General features: G+C 34.3%; 15 protein-coding genes. 7 read left to right on the forward strand and 8 right to left on the reverse strand.

What is annotated here, in order from left to right; all coding sequences use genetic code 11:
* Positions 1-37 precede the first annotated feature (37 nt).
* From AVL50_RS33215 to mgrA, 6 genes are all read left to right on the forward strand, one after another.
* On the forward strand, positions 38-175 hold the full coding sequence (locus AVL50_RS33215; RefSeq protein WP_157491744.1) for a hypothetical protein: 138 nt from the start codon (positions 38-40) through the stop codon (positions 173-175).
* Positions 176-448: 273 nt separating this feature from the next.
* Positions 449-883: a hypothetical protein gene (locus AVL50_RS31220; protein WP_062621763.1), complete on the forward strand. Its 435-nt coding sequence runs from the start codon at positions 449-451 to the stop codon at positions 881-883.
* 1 nt (position 884) lies between these two features.
* Positions 885-1313: a MarR family winged helix-turn-helix transcriptional regulator gene (locus AVL50_RS31225; protein ID WP_062621810.1), complete on the forward strand. Its 429-nt coding sequence runs from the start codon at positions 885-887 to the stop codon at positions 1311-1313.
* 665 nt (positions 1314-1978) lie between these two features.
* Positions 1979-6157 carry a di-heme oxidoredictase family protein gene (locus tag AVL50_RS31230; protein ID WP_062621765.1) on the forward strand — a complete coding sequence of 1393 codons (4179 nt, stop codon included), beginning with the start codon at positions 1979-1981 and terminating at the stop codon, positions 6155-6157.
* 11 nt (positions 6158-6168) lie between these two features.
* Entirely contained in the window at positions 6169-6624 is a 456-nt protein-coding gene (locus AVL50_RS31235; RefSeq protein WP_082796092.1) for a T9SS type A sorting domain-containing protein, read from the forward strand.
* Positions 6625-6777: 153 nt separating this feature from the next.
* A complete protein-coding gene (gene mgrA, locus AVL50_RS31240) occupies positions 6778-7791 on the forward strand; it encodes an L-glyceraldehyde 3-phosphate reductase (RefSeq protein WP_062621813.1) in 1014 nt (337 codons plus the stop codon).
* Positions 7792-7944: 153 nt separating this feature from the next.
* On the opposite strand, the gene ahpC is transcribed toward mgrA, so the two are convergent.
* From ahpC to AVL50_RS31260, 4 genes are all read right to left on the reverse strand, one after another.
* The gene (gene ahpC / locus AVL50_RS31245) at positions 7945-8508 is read right to left on the reverse strand and encodes an alkyl hydroperoxide reductase subunit C (RefSeq protein WP_062621769.1); all 564 of its coding nucleotides are present in this window, start codon (positions 8506-8508) and stop codon (positions 7945-7947) included.
* Between the two features lie 718 nt (positions 8509-9226).
* A complete protein-coding gene (locus tag AVL50_RS31250; RefSeq protein ID WP_062621771.1) occupies positions 9227-9898 on the reverse strand; it encodes a hypothetical protein in 672 nt (223 codons plus the stop codon).
* A gap of 20 nt (positions 9899-9918) precedes the next feature.
* The gene (locus AVL50_RS31255; RefSeq protein ID WP_062621772.1) at positions 9919-10605 is read right to left on the reverse strand and encodes a leucine-rich repeat domain-containing protein; all 687 of its coding nucleotides are present in this window, start codon (positions 10603-10605) and stop codon (positions 9919-9921) included.
* A gap of 478 nt (positions 10606-11083) precedes the next feature.
* The gene (locus tag AVL50_RS31260; protein ID WP_062621774.1) at positions 11084-11647 is read right to left on the reverse strand and encodes a hypothetical protein; all 564 of its coding nucleotides are present in this window, start codon (positions 11645-11647) and stop codon (positions 11084-11086) included.
* A gap of 437 nt (positions 11648-12084) precedes the next feature.
* On the opposite strand from AVL50_RS31260, the gene AVL50_RS31265 reads away from it, so the two are divergent.
* Complete coding sequence (locus tag AVL50_RS31265) at positions 12085-13185, forward strand: hypothetical protein (RefSeq protein ID WP_062621776.1); 1101 nt, start codon at positions 12085-12087, stop codon at positions 13183-13185.
* A gap of 287 nt (positions 13186-13472) precedes the next feature.
* Here the strand turns inward: AVL50_RS31265 and AVL50_RS31270 are convergent, their stop codons facing one another.
* The 4 genes from AVL50_RS31270 to AVL50_RS31285 form a co-directional block, all read right to left on the reverse strand.
* Positions 13473-13937, reverse strand: coding sequence for a hypothetical protein (locus AVL50_RS31270; RefSeq protein ID WP_062621777.1), 465 nt, complete (start codon positions 13935-13937; stop codon positions 13473-13475).
* Between the two features lie 592 nt (positions 13938-14529).
* The gene (locus AVL50_RS31275) at positions 14530-15441 is read right to left on the reverse strand and encodes an NAD(P)-dependent oxidoreductase (RefSeq protein WP_062621779.1); all 912 of its coding nucleotides are present in this window, start codon (positions 15439-15441) and stop codon (positions 14530-14532) included.
* The gene (locus AVL50_RS31280; RefSeq protein WP_062621781.1) at positions 15426-16355 is read right to left on the reverse strand and encodes an EamA family transporter; all 930 of its coding nucleotides are present in this window, start codon (positions 16353-16355) and stop codon (positions 15426-15428) included. The genes AVL50_RS31275 and AVL50_RS31280 overlap by 16 nt, the downstream gene beginning before the upstream one ends.
* A 73-nt stretch (positions 16356-16428) precedes the next feature.
* Positions 16429-17391, reverse strand: a complete 963-nt coding sequence (locus AVL50_RS31285) for a GlxA family transcriptional regulator (protein WP_157491745.1) — start codon at positions 17389-17391, stop codon at positions 16429-16431.
* Positions 17392-17914: the final 523 nt, after the last annotated feature.

Genomic DNA, 17914 nt, shown 5'->3' on the forward strand with positions numbered 1-17914 from the left:
GCTCAGACAAGAAAATCATTTTTAAACGGCTCAATTCATGAAATTCTTAACGCTTTTCCCTTCAATGCCAGGGGGAGTACTACCAGACTATAATGGTAGAAAGCCCACTGGCGCGAATGTTAAGCGTAAGCGTCATTCGTGTCCTTCATATCATCAGAAATCTCCAGATTTCTAAATGCCACAAATAACGAAAACTTAGTTTACAGTGTACTAATTCTATTTATTGTTTTGCGATTCCTTCCTTCAAAAAACGTATTAATAGAACCACTATTAATACGTTTTTTAGCGTTGTACTCACAAAAAATAAATTAGAATTAACTATAATTTATTTTTGACTTTTTGTACTTAATAAGTCTTTTTCATTGAAAAATCATCCCTAAATTTTGAAGTGAATAAATATTCATCTATAATTGTATCGTGAACGATATAAATACAAACGATATAAATTATGCAACAGGTAAAAACATCTACAGTACAAAACATTTTTAGAGTATTATTAGGGGCTGCAATGCTTTATGCAGGCATTGGCCATATGACTTTCCGCCGTATTGCTTTTCAAGCACAAGTACCTACATGGTTAACCACTGATCCAGCTTTTATTGATTTTGTGGTATTGGCTTCTGGTGTGGTAGAGATTGCTTTTGCATTATTAATGATTTACGGACGAAACTTTAAAGTACAAACAGGCATTGCATTAGGAATTTTCTTTATTTTGATCTTCCCCGGAAATATCAATCAATATGTCAACCACATTGATTCATTTGGCTTGAATACAGATACAAAACGTTTTATTCGTTTATTATTCCAACCCTTATTGGTAGTGTGGGCATTATGGTCTTCTGGCGGATGGAAATATTTAAGAGAAAGAAAAAATGCACAATAATATGGAGCAATTAAAACTTGATAACCAATTCTGTTTTCCATTGTATGCGGCATCCCGATTTATCACTCAACAATACCGACCAATGTTGGATAAATTGGGGGTCACATACCCTCAGTATCTCGTGCTTTTAGTGTTGTGGGAAAAGGATGGAATTCCCATTAAGGAAATCACAGAAAAACTTCTTCTGGAAACCAATACCATAACGCCATTATTAAAAAGGATGCAGACCAATGCATTAATTGAAAGAACGCGTTCGAAGGAAGATGAACGTGTAGTGACCATTTCTTTGACTCAAAAAGGAAAGGAACTTCAAAAGGAAGCGGTGCAAATTCCAAATGAATTAATGGAAACCTTAGGTTGTCTCAATATCAATAAAGATGATATGATGAAAGTGAAAGAGGTGTTGGAGAAAATGTTGAAGTCATCCTAGTTTTTCATAAACTGGATTAAAATCCAGAAATAATGTAGCGCAGCAGGCTACGCGTCTACAGGAGGAAATTAAGTAGAATGCCTTCCGTAGCCACGTAGCCTGCTACGTTTTGTATGGATAAGCAGTAATATTAAAGGTTAACAGCAAAGAAGTAAACATCTGATATTTTCTTAATATTAAACTTCGAGCATAGTAGATTATCTACCAATAAATCATTTTAACTTTTAAGGACGGACTCCTCAAAAAGTATTTTTATGATAAAAAAGAAGGGTTAATTCTTTAAAAGAAATGAGCAGATAATCATTACTTCAAATTACTACAGCTTCCTAAATAGTCTTAATCCCATAAAATCTATTTTCGAGGCAATTGATCTCATATTTTCAATAAAAACATTGTTTATAAGTACTTTAGGCGTATCTATTGATAAATAATACCCTGATTTTTTTACTTCAAAACTCACTTAATCCATCATTAGATTTAGTGAGTAGGCTGACGATTTACCAATTCTTTCATTTTTCATAGCGTATCAAAAAAGTAGTGGGTGCAAGTAGATTTGTAGTAGATCTAGATTACAAATCTTCATAGTACGTGTGATACATTTAGAGGAACTATTGCTACTGTATTACCAAACGCTGTAGCTCAATTTATTACACGATAACAGAAAAATGAATGAATTAATTACTCAATGGAATAGGCTTTCCAAGGCTTATTCTAAAAACCGTTTTTACCAGCAAAACGGTCAATTGCTAACGCTTTTCTCTACTTTTTTACTATCCTTATTTGTTAGTTCTTTTACACAAGCTCAAGAATATGGAGTAGAAGTGGAAAATGGTGTGGGAATCATCTATTTTGAAAACCAACCCGAATGGACAGACGGTTGGAACTACATCTGTCTTGATGCCGATTGTAGAAGCGGTGCTTTAGTGGATGGTCGCTGGGAACGAGAAATCGCTAGTGCCTCCGTAGGAAGTGATTACACTATCCAATTAAAAATTTCAGCAACAAATGGACAGTATATTTCACCCCAATATACGGTGACTGCTGTTGCAAAAGGAGATTCGGGTAATAATCCTGATCCCGATCCATTGCCCACTTGTGATGATGGGATTCAAAATGGAGATGAAACAGGAGTAGACTGTGGCGGTTCTTGCGAGCCCTGTATTACCACTCCTCCTCCAACGTCAAATACTGTAGAAGCTGAAACGAGCTCAATATTAGGCAGTGCAGCTGTTTATAATGACGGTACAGCAAGTGGTGGACAAGGTGTTGCCTATATTTCTGAAATAGGTGCTGGTTTCAGTATCACAAATGCCCCTTCTGCCACTACAATAGAAATTGTTTATGCTTCAGAACTAAGCGGTAAAATTTCTATTTATGTCAATGGTAGTGATGCCGGTGATGTCAATTTCTCTTCAACAGGAGCTTGGGTTGGAAATTACCAATCCGTAAGTGCAAACGTAAATGTTCCTGCAGGAGCCACTTTTGATGTGCAATTCCAAAGTGGTGATGCCGCTTTAAATGTGGATAGAGTGATATTTACAGGAGAGCTTGTACCATCTTGTACTGACGGTATTCAAAACGGTACCGAAACAGGTATTGATTGTGGAGGTGATTGTCCAAAAATCTGTATTGAAACCTATGCTTTGAACGTTGAAAATGGTTCAGGTGATGGTGAATATGAAGCAGGAGAAGTCGTTACTATCGAATGGGAACAACCACCTGTTGCTGCAGGTACAGGGATTGTATTTACGGAATGGACTGGTGATGTGGCAGGAATCGCTGATGTGAATGCTCCAAATACCACGATCACAATGCCAGCACAAAATGTATCAATTACAGCTAATTTTGAAATCACACATTCTTGTGGAGATGGCATTCAGAATGGAGATGAAACGGCTGTGGATTGTGGTGGATCATGTGATTGTACTCCGGACGTAGCACCACTGGTAAGTGCTAGAACAGAAGGGGATGAGGTGATTCTAATTGGTGCTTCAGGTTCTTCTCAAGATGGATACACAATTTACACTTGGGATAATGACACAGATGAATTCAGTCAATGCGAAGGGAATTGTGTCGATAATTGGCCTCCCGTTTTAGTTGATAATCCTGAATTATTAGAGATTCCAAACTTACCAGAACAACTTGATGGTACTTTTGGATTAAGTGGCCGTTGCGATGGTACATTACAGTTGACCTACAATGATCAACCTTTATATTTTTATGTAGGGGACAATCAACCTGGAGATACAAACGGGGATCAGCCTACTGGAACTTGGCATATGGTCTCAGCTTCAACAGTAGTTCTTCCTACATGTAGTGATGGAATTAAAAATGGAGACGAAGAAGGTATTGATTGTGGAGGTTCTTGTTCTGAAGTATGTAATCCATGTGATGACCAACCGATTGGTCCAGAGTTAGAAGGAGATAACTTTATTTTCGGATTAAACTCTGATGGAGTAGCTTATCATCAAAATGTGTCTCATTCCCCATCTTTCTTTGTGATCTCATTAAATGGTGCTGGAGCTGAAGGTGGTGTGAACCGAAATTCAGATAAAGGCAATCGCTATGAAGCAGATTTTTCATCTGTAGTGGTTCCAGGAGAAGTTTATACACTTGAAGTAAGAATCCAAGGAGACAATTACCCTACAGGACAGTGTATTCATAGCATTCAAGTACAGGTAGGTGAAGGGGTAGACAGTACGCCTTGTCAAACTGGAACTTCTGGAGGAACAGAAGAACCTAACTTACCTGATCCAGTATTAACAGTGTTGAGTAATTCACAAGAAGGAGCCTATTTAGCAGGAGCTTCAGGTTCATCTAGTCCAGGTAGAGCGATGTACACTACTTCTGGCACTTGTGAAACTACAGAATGCTTAGAAGCTTGGCCTCCTGTTTTGGTGGAAGATCCAGAATTGGTGAATAACCCTGGTGGAATTACAAATTCAGTAGGAGCGGTTTATTTTGGTCAGATTGATTGTACAGATCAATATCAAGTGACTTTAGACGGACAAGAATTATACTTTTATATTGAAGATCAATCCACAACAGATATAAAAGGGCATAATGTAGGTCCTTGGTCTTTAGCACTTGTAGATCGATTGCCTAAACTTCCAGACCACGAGTATATGATGCCAGCATTGAAAACACCAATTAATGGTAGAACTCCTGGTACTTATGGTTGGACGCACGATATCGAAGGACGATCAATTGAGGTAAGAGCCGGTGAGTCTGTATTGTTCCAATGGGCACAATCGCACTTTGTAGGCGGAGTAGGCTTAGTATATGATGGGCCTGGAGACCATGATTGGACATTTGTATGTTCTTGTAATCAAAAAGAATATTATGAGGCTGAAATGACAGATGTTTCAAAAGGAGTGATGCAGGTAGAAGTGCCAGCCAACTGTTATGATAAGTATTACTATTACTTTAGATATAAAAAAGCAGGCTTGCCAAGTGATGATTTAGGTACTCAAATCGTTTACTCTGCTTTATTTGAGTATGATGAAAGAGAGCCGAATGATAGAATCGATCCAGCACAACAGCCGACTATTACATCAAACTCTGCCAACTGGATGAGATTCAGACACCCAAGAGCACATGATGGTAACACTGAATTGATCTTCAACTCTCAAAATAACTCTTCTCAATTAAGAGCATTAGAGCGTTACTCTACTACAGTAACCACAGGTGGAAATGGTACTACGATCAATGCCAATCTTCCTAATATTTTAAGGATAGAAGCATTTGACAATGGCCTTATTTATAATTCAAATCCTGCCTATGCTTATAATCAAAACACTTGTTGTGGTGATCAAGTGGATTATGGTAATGTAGTAACCTATGAAATTACGATTGGCTCAAGTCCGGGAATCAGCTCTCAAACGTACAATACATTCCAGCATATCGTGGTAGGCAAAGGCTTCTCAACTTCTATTGCCGATCCTCGTCTGACTATGGCAGGTGATGCTTCTACAACGATGGAATTCTCAACAGCAGGGTCACATGTAGATTTAGAGCAAGATGCCATTTTCACTCAGCACCTCACTACTTTGACATCCACAGATGATGTAGATGACTTCCTAGAAGGACATCATATTTTCCATGGTTTGACTGATCAACACGAGGTTATTGCTTCAAGACCTGTATTTGGTTCTGTGAAAATTGGAGAAGAATCTTGTCAAAATTGTCACTTTAGAGACGGTAGAGGATCTGAATTGGTGGAAACGCCTGACGGGCCAAGAATTGCACCTCCAGTTTTCGGTTCTGGTATTTTACAATACATAGAAGGAGCTGAAGCTATTTTAACATGGGATGGTGATGTAGCAACGGTGGAACAGCAAGTGAAAAATGCCTTGGTCAATGATCACAAAGTAGATCCTGCAACGGCATTGAGTGCTGAAGAAATGAGACAGTTGGTGGCTTATGTTGAGTTCTTGACGGTGCCTAACAGAAATGCCGCAGCTTATTTAGATCAGGATGTAGTGGACGGTCACTTGTTATTCGATCAGGTAGGTTGTGCCTCTTGTCACCAAGAAACTCAAAAGACGAGAAGTGATGCACCAGAGAAGTTCAGAAACCTTTACATCAGACCATTCTCTGATATGAAAACACACGATGTAAACGGCGGTACGTTCAGAACACCTCCATTATGGGGACTGGGGAGAAACTTGGAAATCTTAGAAAGAAACGGCAAAGCTACCTTATTTATGCATGATGGTTCAGCAACAACTATTGAGCAAGCTATCCAAAAGCATAATGGTGAAGCAACTTCTGTCCGTGATGCTTACAATGCATTATCAGCAGAGGAAAAAGCCAAGATCGTTAAGTTCATCAATACACTATAATTGATAAGTAAATGAAAAGAATAATCTATATAACATTAGTGATGATACTTGGGAGCTTTTCCATGAGTTTTGCTCAAAATGTATCCTCATTGACATTGAAATGTCCTCCTTGCCGACCATTCCAAGGGTGCCTTCAATGTTTTGAAACACAAGCGGAAGCAGATGCTTGTAGTTCATCTTCAAGAAAAGCGAATTCACTGGTAGAAGAGCTTTCCGCTTTAGAATTCACTGTATATCCAAACCCAAGTAAGACGGGTGTATTTACGGTTGAAACGCTAAAGAAAATCAAAGGTAAAGTACGTATCTTCTCCCCTTTGGGAAGTGTAGTGGAAGAATTTGAAGTCAATGATCAATCGCTGTTCCAAGTTGGCAATCCATTACAATTTACAACTGGTATATATATCCTGTCTTTCACAGACGAGTCTGGCCAAACGATCACCAAGAAGTTAATGGTCAGTTATAAATAATTGTTTAACCTTTTAATAAACGTGTAATTATCTCTCTCTTAACGGCTACGTGTATGCGTGGCCGTTTTTATTTCCATCAATTTTCTAACATAAATTAATTGGGGAGAAAGAAGGGCTTGTTGTATCTTCATGGCTGAACAAAACAACGATGAGATGAATATTCACGATAAAGCACCTGTAGCTCCTTATTTTCCTAATGAAGGAAGATACGAAAGCATGCAATATCAAAGATGTGGCAAAAGCGGTATACTTCTGCCCCGTATTTCACTGGGCCTTTGGCATAACTTCGGTTTCAATGATCATTTTGGCAATGCAAGAAATATCCTGCGTAAAGCATTTGATTTAGGAATCACACACCTTGATTTAGCAAATAATTATGGACCTCCATACGGTTCTGCTGAGGAGAATTTTGGCAGAATTCTGAAGAAAGACTTTTTACCGTATCGTGATGAGCTTTTTATTGCCTCAAAAGCGGGGTATGATATGTGGCCGGGACCTTATGGAAATAATGGCTCTAAAAAATCCTTGATAGCAAGTTTGGATCAAAGCTTGAAACGAATGGGTTTGGATTATGTTGATGTATTTTATCACCATAGACCTGATCCGGAAACACCAATGGAAGAAACTATGGGGGCTTTGGCTCAAATGGTAAAACAAGGGAAGGCATTGTATATTGGTTTATCAAGATATAGTGCGGAAGAGACACAGAAAGCCTCTGAATTACTTAAAAGAATGGGAGCCCCGTTGCTAATCCATCAATCTAAATATTCCATGTTTGAAAGAGATGTGGAAGAGGAAGTTTTACCAAAATTACAAGAATTAAATCTAGGTTCGATTGTATTCTCTCCATTGGCACAAGGTATGTTGACCAATAAATACGTCAACGGAATTCCAGAAAATTCAAGAGCGAAAAAGGACAACACTTACCTTAATTTAGAAGCAGTAGAGGCAAAGCTGGATCAAATCAAAGCGTTGCATGAAATTGCACAGCAAAGAGGACAAAAATTATCACAAATGGCTATTGCTTGGTTATTGGATAACCCTGCTGTTACAACAGTTTTAGTGGGAGCAAGTTCACCGGAACAGTTAGAGGAAAATGTGAAAGCATTAGATCAATTACAGTTTTCAGAAGAAGAGAAAAGTACCATCGCACAGATTTTAGAATAAGAAGATACGATTTTGGCTTAGTACTTATAAACAGAAAAATCCCACTTACGCGAGTGGGATTTTTTGATGATAATGGGTTATTAGGTTAAAGCAAACTATTATTTATATAACTATTACAAATGTTTTAATGCTTAGGTGTATAATAAATCCAGCTTAGATCAATCCAACAAGATCGATGCTTGGTTTCAATGTATCATTACCTTCTTTCCATTTTGCTGGGCAAACTTCAGAAGGGTTTTCTGCCACAAATTGTAATGCTTTCAATTTTCTCAATAACTCCTCAGCGTTTCTACCCACATTACCAGCAACAACTTCATAAGAAACGATTTCTCCTTCAGGGTTTACGATGAAAGTACCTCTTTCTGCCATTCCGTCTTCCTCAATCATTACTTCAAAACCTCTTGAAAGCACACCTGTTGGATCTGCAAGCATTGGGTAATTGATTTTTTTGATGGTTTCAGAAGTGTCGTGCCATGCTTTGTGTACAAAGTGAGTATCTGTAGAAACAGAGTAAATTTCAGTACCAGTCGCTTTGAAATCTTCATAAAGGTTAGCAAGGTCTTCTAATTCCGTTGGACAAACAAAAGTGAAGTCGGCAGGGTAGAAGAAGAAGATGGACCATTTCCCTAAAATATCTTCTTTAGTAACTGTTTTGAAGTCGTTGTTTTCGAAAGATTGTACTTTAAAATCTACTACTTGTTTTCCGATTTGTGACATAGTCTTTATATTTTTTTGATTGATGTTTGTTTCAGTTTTTTCAACCGCTTTCCGATTGATTACATTACAAACATACGGCGGGTTTAGGTATTTGTAAAATTGATTGTTTTTATATCGATATAAATTATTCTTATATAATCCTGATTGCTTCTAATCATTCAATTTCTGCATCCATGTTTTTTTCATGGTAAAATAGAATATTATCCCTGAAAGAATTAACATAGGAAAACCAATGATATAAAGAAGGTGTATCATGCAACAATCACCAGAACATGGTTGATTACCAAGAATTATTAATATTAAAGAGAACATAATTACAATTCCTGAAAGAATATTTGTGAACCAAAGAAACACTTTCATATGACTATGTTGATTTACTATTATTAAAGTACTAAATCGGGTTTATTTCTAAAAGTTTTTTACTCTCCGTAAGAGTGACTTCTAGGTTTTGATGGAAAGAGGCGTCGAATGATACACCTAATAAGTAAATTATCGAAGAATAAATAATTCTAATTGATGAAATAATAATTACAAGAGCAATAAGTAGACTTATAATAGTTCTATTTTTTGATATAAATATTAGCTGAGATTTTCCTACTATTCTTTTCAAAAACCTAAATAAAATTATGAATAGAAAAGTTGAAGTCAGTCCTACTATTAAAAGTATAATGATAATCGTACTTGTATTTCCATTAGATAGTAAAATCATCTTATTTTGTTATTTATTATACATTAATCCAGAAATATTCGATTTGTCAATTTCAACAAATTTTGCTTTTGCTTGGTGAATTTTAAATTCCTTTGTAATGAATATCTCTACGTTATTTTTCGTGTCAAAGAAACGAAATGCAGATTCATATTCTTTGTTTTGAACCTCAATTCTATCGTTTTTAGTTTTTTGAAGTATAGCCTCACCAAGGATTTCTCTTTGTTTTTTCCAATTAATCAATTCTGTAAAAGTATATTTAATTTTAGCATCAGAAACTTTTGTGACATAGATACCATTGGTAATGCTTTTATCTTTATCTGTTTTTCCTCTACCCCCAACAAATAATGTTCGATGACCTTTTTTAAGAGATTCAAAATGTTGTTCATTTAGGATTTCTAACGTTACAATCTCACAGGGTTGACCTACCCATTTTTCATTTTGCTCTTTGTTTAAAAGTTTTAAGATTACTTTGTAGTTCTGATTGACTATTAAAGAATCTGGAAAATTACAAGCAACATATTTTTTTCCATTTTCTTGAGTGAAAACTAAAGTATTTAACTTCCCATATTTCACAATTACCTCAATCTCCTTCATAATTTTTCTTCCTTGATAACAGTCCGATTTGGGGTGGCAACTTGCTATAGAAGATAAAATGAATACTAGTATAATAGGAATTTTCATTGTTCGCTGTTCTCTTAATTTTATATTCTTTTATAAAGTCGCTTATAATCTTCAAATAAAGATTTAGAATGAGATACTCCTTCAACATGCCCCCAGTCTGATCTATAACTATATTTACTTTCCTCGAGTTCAAATATTTCAATAAAGGGGTTGCCACTTATATGTATATCTAGTTCACTCTTTTTTATTCTTTCTAAATGATGATCAAAAAGCTCTTTTGGGAAGGTAATTATTCCATTGTTACTTACATCAAAAAGTTCTATGTTGGGACATCCATTAAAGTTAGGAAGCTTTTTTATTTTATTTTCAATTGCATATAATTCTATTAGATTTCCAAGGTTTAAAACATTATCTAAATCTTCAAGCTCATTTTCAGAAATATCAAAACTAGTAATAGAACTAGGTAAGTTGGGAGGTATTTTAGTTAAATCATTACCTTCTAAATTAAGTTCATTTAGGCTCTTTAGGTCGCTTAGATCTACAAAAGATTCTAGTTTACAGTACCTTATATGTAACTCATTTAAATTACTCATTCTAGCGATTGAAGACAATTTAACTTTAGGGCACTCAAAAAAATAAAGTTTTTTCACCCAGTCAAAATCATACAATATTTCAGGAATTTCACCTTTGAAATTTACTAAACTAACAGAGTTTAGACGATGCTTTTTTACTTCAAGTATTATTTTATTTACTTCTTCTAAATCCATATTCTAATTGATTGATTCTTTTCACTGACTGAATCAGTAGGGTTTATAATTTTGAAATACTTTCTTTATTTCTTTAAGAACTTTTCAATAACCTTATCAAACCTACTGTCCATATATACGCTAATATTGGTTGTTACAAACTTCCCATCGTTTCCCTGTCATTGCTGTAAAAATTCTTATAAAATGATATTTTGAAAATATGTGCCCTTTCTGCAATCATTTCAATTGTAATTTTCTTCAATGAAGTTTACCGCTTTTTCTATTGGTTGATAATAATCCTCTCTAATTAGTTCATCCATTACAAAATTAAATGTAACTCTGTTCTTATTTTTGATATTTTTTGCGGAGTTGTATCCTCTTTTTTACAAAAGGCTAACTAAGCTCAATTGTAAATCTTCTAAGTATGTTTTTTTACCTTCTACAGTAGCTGGGGGATTTTGATCATCATATATCGTCATGGTTGCTAGTTCAAGAACTTCTAATACTCTGATATTTTCTCAATGTAAAACTCTCTATCAAACGAAATTTCAGGGTCATCAAAGTTATCTAAAAAGAGAGCAGAATACCCTTTTTCTGATAATGATTTCATGACTTCTAAAGTTTTCATGGCACCTAATGGATCTTGCCCAACTAAATCAAAAATAATATTTTTATTGTAAGAGAGTTTCGAAGCTATTGATATCCATTTTCTATGATTGCCAGGAAGAGTAATGATTTTTGTATTAGGTTTCACATCATCTAACCCTGAAAATATTTTAAGATCTTCAAATTTAGCATGTTGTTTTAGGTATCTTTTGATGGTTAATGGATAAATAAATTCTTTAAATCCATGTGGCCAAATAGGTTCAGCAAATACCATCTTCTGATGTATTGTTACATCAGGATGTGGATTTATACCTGTTAGTATTTTGACTAGTTGATCTTCAAGTTCAAAAAAGTGTGAACCTCCATATATACACAAACGAATTATTTCCCCTTCATGTAGCTCAAAAGGTGGAATTAAAAAATTGTTTATTTGAAATCCATTGTTAGCTAAGATCATAGCTTAAATTTTAAGTTATTTATACCTATAGTTCTCTATGAAAACTGACTGCAATTTAAACCATTAATTAAGTAAATTGCAGTATTCTGATTTCTGATGAGGATTGGAAAAAGTTTTTAAAAAATCTATGAGGAGTTCTTATTGGACCAATTAGGAGAACAATGAATACCAAATTAAGCTTTACCAAGAACTCTTTTTAAGAATAATTGCCAAACTTATCATAATCGGAACACCTTAAAAAAAACTTTCTCAAAATATAAACAAACCGTATTACATTATTAAAAAGCTAAAAAAATAATTAATTTGTAGGATAATTACATTATATACGAAGTTTTCGGAGGATGATATGATTTTCAACAAAAATATCATTTAAGAGTTGCCGAAAACTGGAGTTGTAATGTATTAAAGTAACTATTTATCAATTAACGTCAATAACAATGACTTCTAAACAGCTGGATGTATCTAAAAACAGGGACGCCTTAAAAATTAGCTTTAAATGGTTTAGTCCTGTGGCCTTTTTTTTAATATTTTTTACAATCGCATGGAATTGTTTTCTTATTTTTTGGTACAGCATGGGGATTGGTATGGGTAGCGATGGACCTATTGCTTTATTAATGTTTGTATTTCCATTAGGGCATGTAGCAGTAGGTGTAGGATTGTTTTATTATACCCTATGTCTGTTTCTCAACAAAACGGAGGTGAAAGTGGAGAACGATCAATTAAGTGTGAAACATTCTCCATTGCCTTGGAGAGGACAGTTTTCTTTGGATGTAGATGATATTGAACAACTCTATGTCAGAGAGGTGGTGAAACAAGGAAAAGAAAATGTTTCTATCACCTATCCACTCTATCTCAAGAAGAAAAGTGGCCAAAGTATAAAAGTACTTTCGGGAACTGTTCTTGGCGATGTAGACAACGCAAAAAATATAGAAAATCTAATTGAAGATTATTTGAATATTCAGGACTATGCCGTACCTGGAGAATATGGTGCGGAAGGAAAACTGACAAAGGGTGACTTGAAAAGAGACCTCAACAAGAAGATCAATCCTACAGATATTTCATTATCTGATTTAAAAGATGAGTTTGTTTTTAATTATGAATTGTCATCATGGTTAGTCACTTTCACAATTCAGTACGACTGGGTGAGTGGAAATACAGATAAATTACTTCAAGTTGTGAATGATTCTGGAGACAATAAGTTGTTGTATTTGCAGAAGCAGATGTCAATCGTTACTCCATGGATTGAAACTAAATTAGAAAATTTTAATTTCCCAAGTTTTAACAAAGCTACTGCAGTAAGAATTCCTGAAATTTTGACGTATAATGAAGAGAAGTTCAGGTTGGCACATCAAGCTGAAGGAAAACTTTTCCATAAGAAACAGCAGGAAGGACATACAGTAACGCAGAACTTTTATTTGAATCTTGAGAAAAATAAAAGTGTGAGAGTCGTTTGGCTCTCAGAAGAGAATTATTCCATCTATCTTGGAACGAAAAAAGAGGAACGCCACTTTGATAATATTCTTCATGCCCAAAGATGATTATAAAAAATGATCAGATTTTCTCTAAGTACTAGAACAAATGAAAATAGGTATTTCGTAGACCCATAATTTCAATTATGGGCTTTTGGAAAGCTATCCTTCTTTTCGACTTTTATTATAAAAATGATTTATTTCAATATCCTGTATGTACACGGCATTAGCTAAATGGCTATCAATTACCGTATACTTTGATGTGAAAAGATTCGAAATGAGGGAGTAGAGCTTGGAGTATGTACGGTGGTGTGAGAGGGGCTACACATCATTTAGTGGCAGGGCAGTTTCCTTGATTAAATGATATTTTTTTCTTTATAAGTTAACTCTTCACTTCTTAAAGCGACTAATTGAATGATCTTTTCAACTAGAATATTTATTTTTCTCAGTTTACTTTTTATTTCAATGGTTTTCCAAATTATTATAATCAATAAAGGCAAAGTCACTGGGGAAAAAACTAAGATGAAAAAGAAGCTAATGAAAGGGTTTAATAAGAATATTATCGAACCTATTTTTATTAATCCAATAGATAATGTAGAGTTTATTCCAGGCAAGTTGGGAAAAGCTTCTACAGTCTTATCAAATGTCTTATCATTTAATAATTTAATTCGATTCAAAAAAGAGATTAATTCTTTGTATTGAGAATAGAAATCAGAATATTTATCAGTTATCACAAATTGGTTCAATAATAATTGACTGTCTTGCCGAATCTTAACTAAAAAATCATTCAATCGGTTAATATGGTTTTTATCTAATTTCATTAGTAACTTTAAATTTCACTTCTTATTGAAAAGTTCTTCAAATTTATTTCTTAACAACTCTTTTCCTAATAATCTTGTGACGAATTGAATAACTACCGTTGGAGAAGTACTACGGTTAAGTGAAATTTATACAATACTTTCATCTTTATTTTTAGATAAGATTATTCCAACACTTGGGTTTTCATTATTCTTTTTGACATAATTATACTAATGCTCCCAACTAGAACTCCATCTTACTCCTATATTCTGGTTTAAATTCTCCTATTTTTAATTCAATAGCACAAGACAATGTAATTCAATTCTCTATGATAGAATAATGATAGTTCGTAATCACGTCTATCTACTTAAATACTATGGAGATAAGGGATAGTTTTTGTTGTAGTTTGTGAGATACAAAGCATTACATTCCTAGAGAACCATTTTTCAATCATTGCAACACATCAATTGAAATGAAATTGTCCTGTAGAGCCACAACACGATCTATTTTTTCGGAAATGAAAGAAGTATTAGGACAAATGAAAATTGGTATTTCGTAGATCTATAATTGAAATTATGGGCTTTTAGGAAGCTATCCCTCTTTTCAGATTTTATTCTAAATTCTATTAGCTGGATTATTAATAAATTTGACTACATTATCCAATACTTTCTCTGATAATCGTTCCTGTGCTTCTATTGTCCAACCAGATACAACTTCTGATGAAATTATATTTTCAAACTTGTCAAATTCTTTTTTGTATTGTCCAATTCCATCTCCGTCAAAAAGCGCATAATTAGTCTGGTCAGATATCCAATTATCAAAAGCTGACTTATCGAATGTGAGTCCGAGTGATGTATTGATAAGAATCTTACCATTCCCAAATTGTTTAAACTCTTTTTCTCCTAAAATAGTAGTGTTTTTGGGTAAATGAAGAGAGATAATCTCTATAGATTCTAACAGTTCTTTCAATGGCAAGTAGCTAATTCCATCTTTTTCAGCATGTGGTTTTCTACTTCTGTTATAATAATAAACCTTAGCACCAAATGCTTGTAATCTGTCAGCCAACATTTTTCCTGTCGCTCCCATTCCAATAATTCCGACTTTTCTTCCTGTCAACTCAACAGCGTCTTGTCTCCATTGTTGTTTTCCAATACCCTTTATTAGTCTGATTAATTCTGCGATGATGTATTCAACAAGTCCTTCGTCACCATAATCTCTAACACCTTTAACAATTATTCCATTTTTGTCAGCATAGTCAATATCAACATTAGCGGATTTTTTGTCATATAAACTGCAACACATTCCTACATATTTTAGGTCTTTTGCATTACTTAGAACTTTTGCAGTCAATTGTGTACTCCACGAAACAAAAACACAGTCAGCATCTTCTATTCTTTTTGAAGCTTCATCTTCTGAAACTGGTATATCATCATAAATCCTAATCGGATTTTCTGAATACTGACTTAATTTTTTTATTGCCCATTCCTGCAGACCAGTTTTATCTATTATTACTATTTGTTTAAACATAAATTTGTACTTTTTTTTGATTTATAATAATTAACCATAACTACTCCAATGAAAATGAAGACCAATGCAAGGTTTTTTTGGTTTGTAATATTTTCATTTAAAAACCACCACCCAAGAAGTATTGCAACCGCTGGATTGAGATAAGTGTAAGTTCCCACTATTGATGGTGGTAACACTTTCAAAAGCCAAACATATGAGTAGTAGGCTAATAGAGAACCGACAACTATGAGGTAAACCAATCCTAAAACAGCATCCAAAATTAAATGATTCTGACTGGACATCATTTTTTCTCCGAGCAAAAAACTAATTATCAATGAAAGTGCACCAACGAAAATCATTTGAATGGCTACTATTAAAATAGTATTACTTCCAAACGAACTGTTTTTTGAATAGAGAGAACCATAAGCAAAACAAACTACCCCACAAATGGCTATAATAAAGGCTATTATTGTTCTATTTTCGAAAATTTGAATTAACTCATTATCCCAAAAAAGCAGTACTACTCCCAGGAATCCAGTCAGTAGTCCAAAAATAAGTTGATTATTTGACCGGTAAAATTTCCAACTCTTTCTATCCATTGCAACAAGCCATATAGGCAAAGATGCCCATACAATTGAAGTAATGCCTGTACTAAGATATTGTTCAACCCATACAACTGAGCCCGATCCAAGAAAAAGTAAAAAGAATCCTGCTAAACATATTTTCCGTATTTCTTTTTTCTTTGGAATTTCATTTCCTTGAAGCAAAGACCATAGAAACAAAATCAAACCCGCAAATAGAAATCGGATACCTGCTAACAAAAAAGGAGGAAAACATTCTAAGGCAACAGCAATCGCCATGTAAGTAGAACCCCATCCAATATAGAGTGCTAATAGTGCAAAAACTATTTTAAAATTCAATGTCTGTAAACCCATCACTTTTAATTTTAAATAATATCACAAAGATATTTCGTGTGATATGATGAGAAAAGGACAAAGAATAGTCGTTTTAGGACAGTTTGTTTTTTATTTCGGACGGCAATGCTTCCAAATGCTTTTCCAAAAGCATGCGCAACTGCTTTGATGTCTTAAAGCCACATAAATTGGCAATGTGTTCTACTTTATAATCAGAATAGATTAGTAGGTTTTTTGCTTTTTCAATTCTCAATTTTGTGCGGTATTCAGCTATTGTAATGCCAGTTTGTTTTTTAAATGTACGCGTTAAATTTCGAGGGCTAACAAAAACTAATTCTGCTAAATCATCAATAGTGGAAGATTTTTCCAGATTTTGGATTATCCAATCTTGTGCAGCATGAATTTTTTCATCTTTATGGTTTCTATTTTGCACATAAACACTTTGCTGTTCATCTGTTGCAAGTCTTCTTTTATAAACAACTAATTCTTTTGCAACTTCGATTGCAATTTGCTTTCCATGCCTTTCTTCAATTAATAATAAAGCTAAATCAATACCTGTTATAACCCCAGCACAAGTATAAATATTATCGGATTTCGTAAATAACGTATTCTCGTCTATTTTTACATGTGGAAAATCTCTTTTCATTCTATCAATTAAATCCCAATGTATCGTACATGATTTATTATTTAGAAGTCCAGACTCAGCTAAAAGAAAAGCACCAGTACAAACGCTACAAATCGTAGCTTTGTTGGCGTTAGCTTTTAATAACCAGTCATAAAAGGATTTGTCTTCCTTGGGATAAGTAATTTTACGTGTACTTGAGCCAAAAATAAAAACAAAATCTTCTTTAGTTGGATTTGTCTCCTTAAAGTCATTTAATGCAGAAAGTTCTATACCCGAAGAACTTTGTATACTTGAATGATTACTGATGAACTGTAATTCATAATTCAATCCAAGATTTACAGCTTCTTCAAATACTTGTACAACCCCGGACACATCAAGAATGGTTACTTGTGAGGGAATATAAAAATGGATTGTTTTTATTTTCTCTTTCATACCATACAATTATCTTTTTATTATCATTTGAGTGTGAGGAAAATTGTGCTCTTTTGCAAATGTGTGCAATGTGCGTTGGCTACCCTAACTGCCCAAAGGACAGAAGCAGGTTGGCAAAACTATTTTTTTCTTGCTCCAACCTTCAATCAATGAGACAATATTTTCAATCCGTTTTTTCAAATTATAAAATTAGGTTTCAATGTTCTATTTCGTTTTTTTACTTTCAGATAACGGCAATAATAAGATTACTAATAGATTGCGTGGTAGTTTTCTGTCAAACCACTACGCAGTTTGAGCGGGTTATAAACCTTAAAATTTACCACATCGCCTGCCATTACTTATACAAAATGTGTGTCAAAAATGGGCACGATCTATATTCATCTAAATATAGTTCAATCTTCTAGAGGGTGCAAGTCTCTTATGCACGTAGTATGATCTCGAAGCATTAACAGGTGTGGTTTTCCGTGAGGAATGCACTGAAGTAAGTCAAACGGCAAAAGTTGGTACTGACGTACACTCCTGA

The sequence above is a fragment of the Flammeovirga sp. SJP92 genome (assembly GCF_001583495.1).
Lineage (GTDB): Bacteria > Bacteroidota > Bacteroidia > Cytophagales > Flammeovirgaceae > Flammeovirga.

Excerpts from the sequence above, each read along its gene's own strand:
- AVL50_RS31280 (WP_062621781.1), bottom strand. The coding sequence starts at position 16,355 with ATGGGTTTACAGACATTGAATTTTAAAATAGTTTTTGCACTATTAGCA.
- AVL50_RS31275 (WP_062621779.1), bottom strand. The coding sequence starts at position 15,441 with ATGTTTAAACAAATAGTAATAATAGATAAAACTGGTCTGCAGGAATGG.
- AVL50_RS31255 (WP_062621772.1), bottom strand. The coding sequence starts at position 10,605 with ATGGATTTAGAAGAAGTAAATAAAATAATACTTGAAGTAAAAAAGCAT.
- ahpC (WP_062621769.1), bottom strand. The coding sequence starts at position 8,508 with ATGTCACAAATCGGAAAACAAGTAGTAGATTTTAAAGTACAATCTTTC.
- AVL50_RS31270 (WP_062621777.1), bottom strand. The coding sequence starts at position 13,937 with ATGAAATTAGATAAAAACCATATTAACCGATTGAATGATTTTTTAGTT.
- mgrA (WP_062621813.1), top strand. The coding sequence starts at position 6,778 with ATGAATATTCACGATAAAGCACCTGTAGCTCCTTATTTTCCTAATGAA.
- AVL50_RS31260 (WP_062621774.1), bottom strand. The coding sequence starts at position 11,647 with ATGATCTTAGCTAACAATGGATTTCAAATAAACAATTTTTTAATTCCA.
- AVL50_RS31230 (WP_062621765.1), top strand. The coding sequence starts at position 1,979 with ATGAATGAATTAATTACTCAATGGAATAGGCTTTCCAAGGCTTATTCT.
- AVL50_RS33215 (WP_157491744.1), top strand. The coding sequence starts at position 38 with ATGAAATTCTTAACGCTTTTCCCTTCAATGCCAGGGGGAGTACTACCA.
- AVL50_RS31225 (WP_062621810.1), top strand. The coding sequence starts at position 885 with ATGGAGCAATTAAAACTTGATAACCAATTCTGTTTTCCATTGTATGCG.
- AVL50_RS31285 (WP_157491745.1), bottom strand. The coding sequence starts at position 17,391 with ATGAAAGAGAAAATAAAAACAATCCATTTTTATATTCCCTCACAAGTA.
- AVL50_RS31235 (WP_082796092.1), top strand. The coding sequence starts at position 6,169 with ATGAAAAGAATAATCTATATAACATTAGTGATGATACTTGGGAGCTTT.
- AVL50_RS31220 (WP_062621763.1), top strand. The coding sequence starts at position 449 with ATGCAACAGGTAAAAACATCTACAGTACAAAACATTTTTAGAGTATTA.
- AVL50_RS31265 (WP_062621776.1), top strand. The coding sequence starts at position 12,085 with ATGACTTCTAAACAGCTGGATGTATCTAAAAACAGGGACGCCTTAAAA.
- AVL50_RS31250 (WP_062621771.1), bottom strand. The coding sequence starts at position 9,898 with ATGAAAATTCCTATTATACTAGTATTCATTTTATCTTCTATAGCAAGT.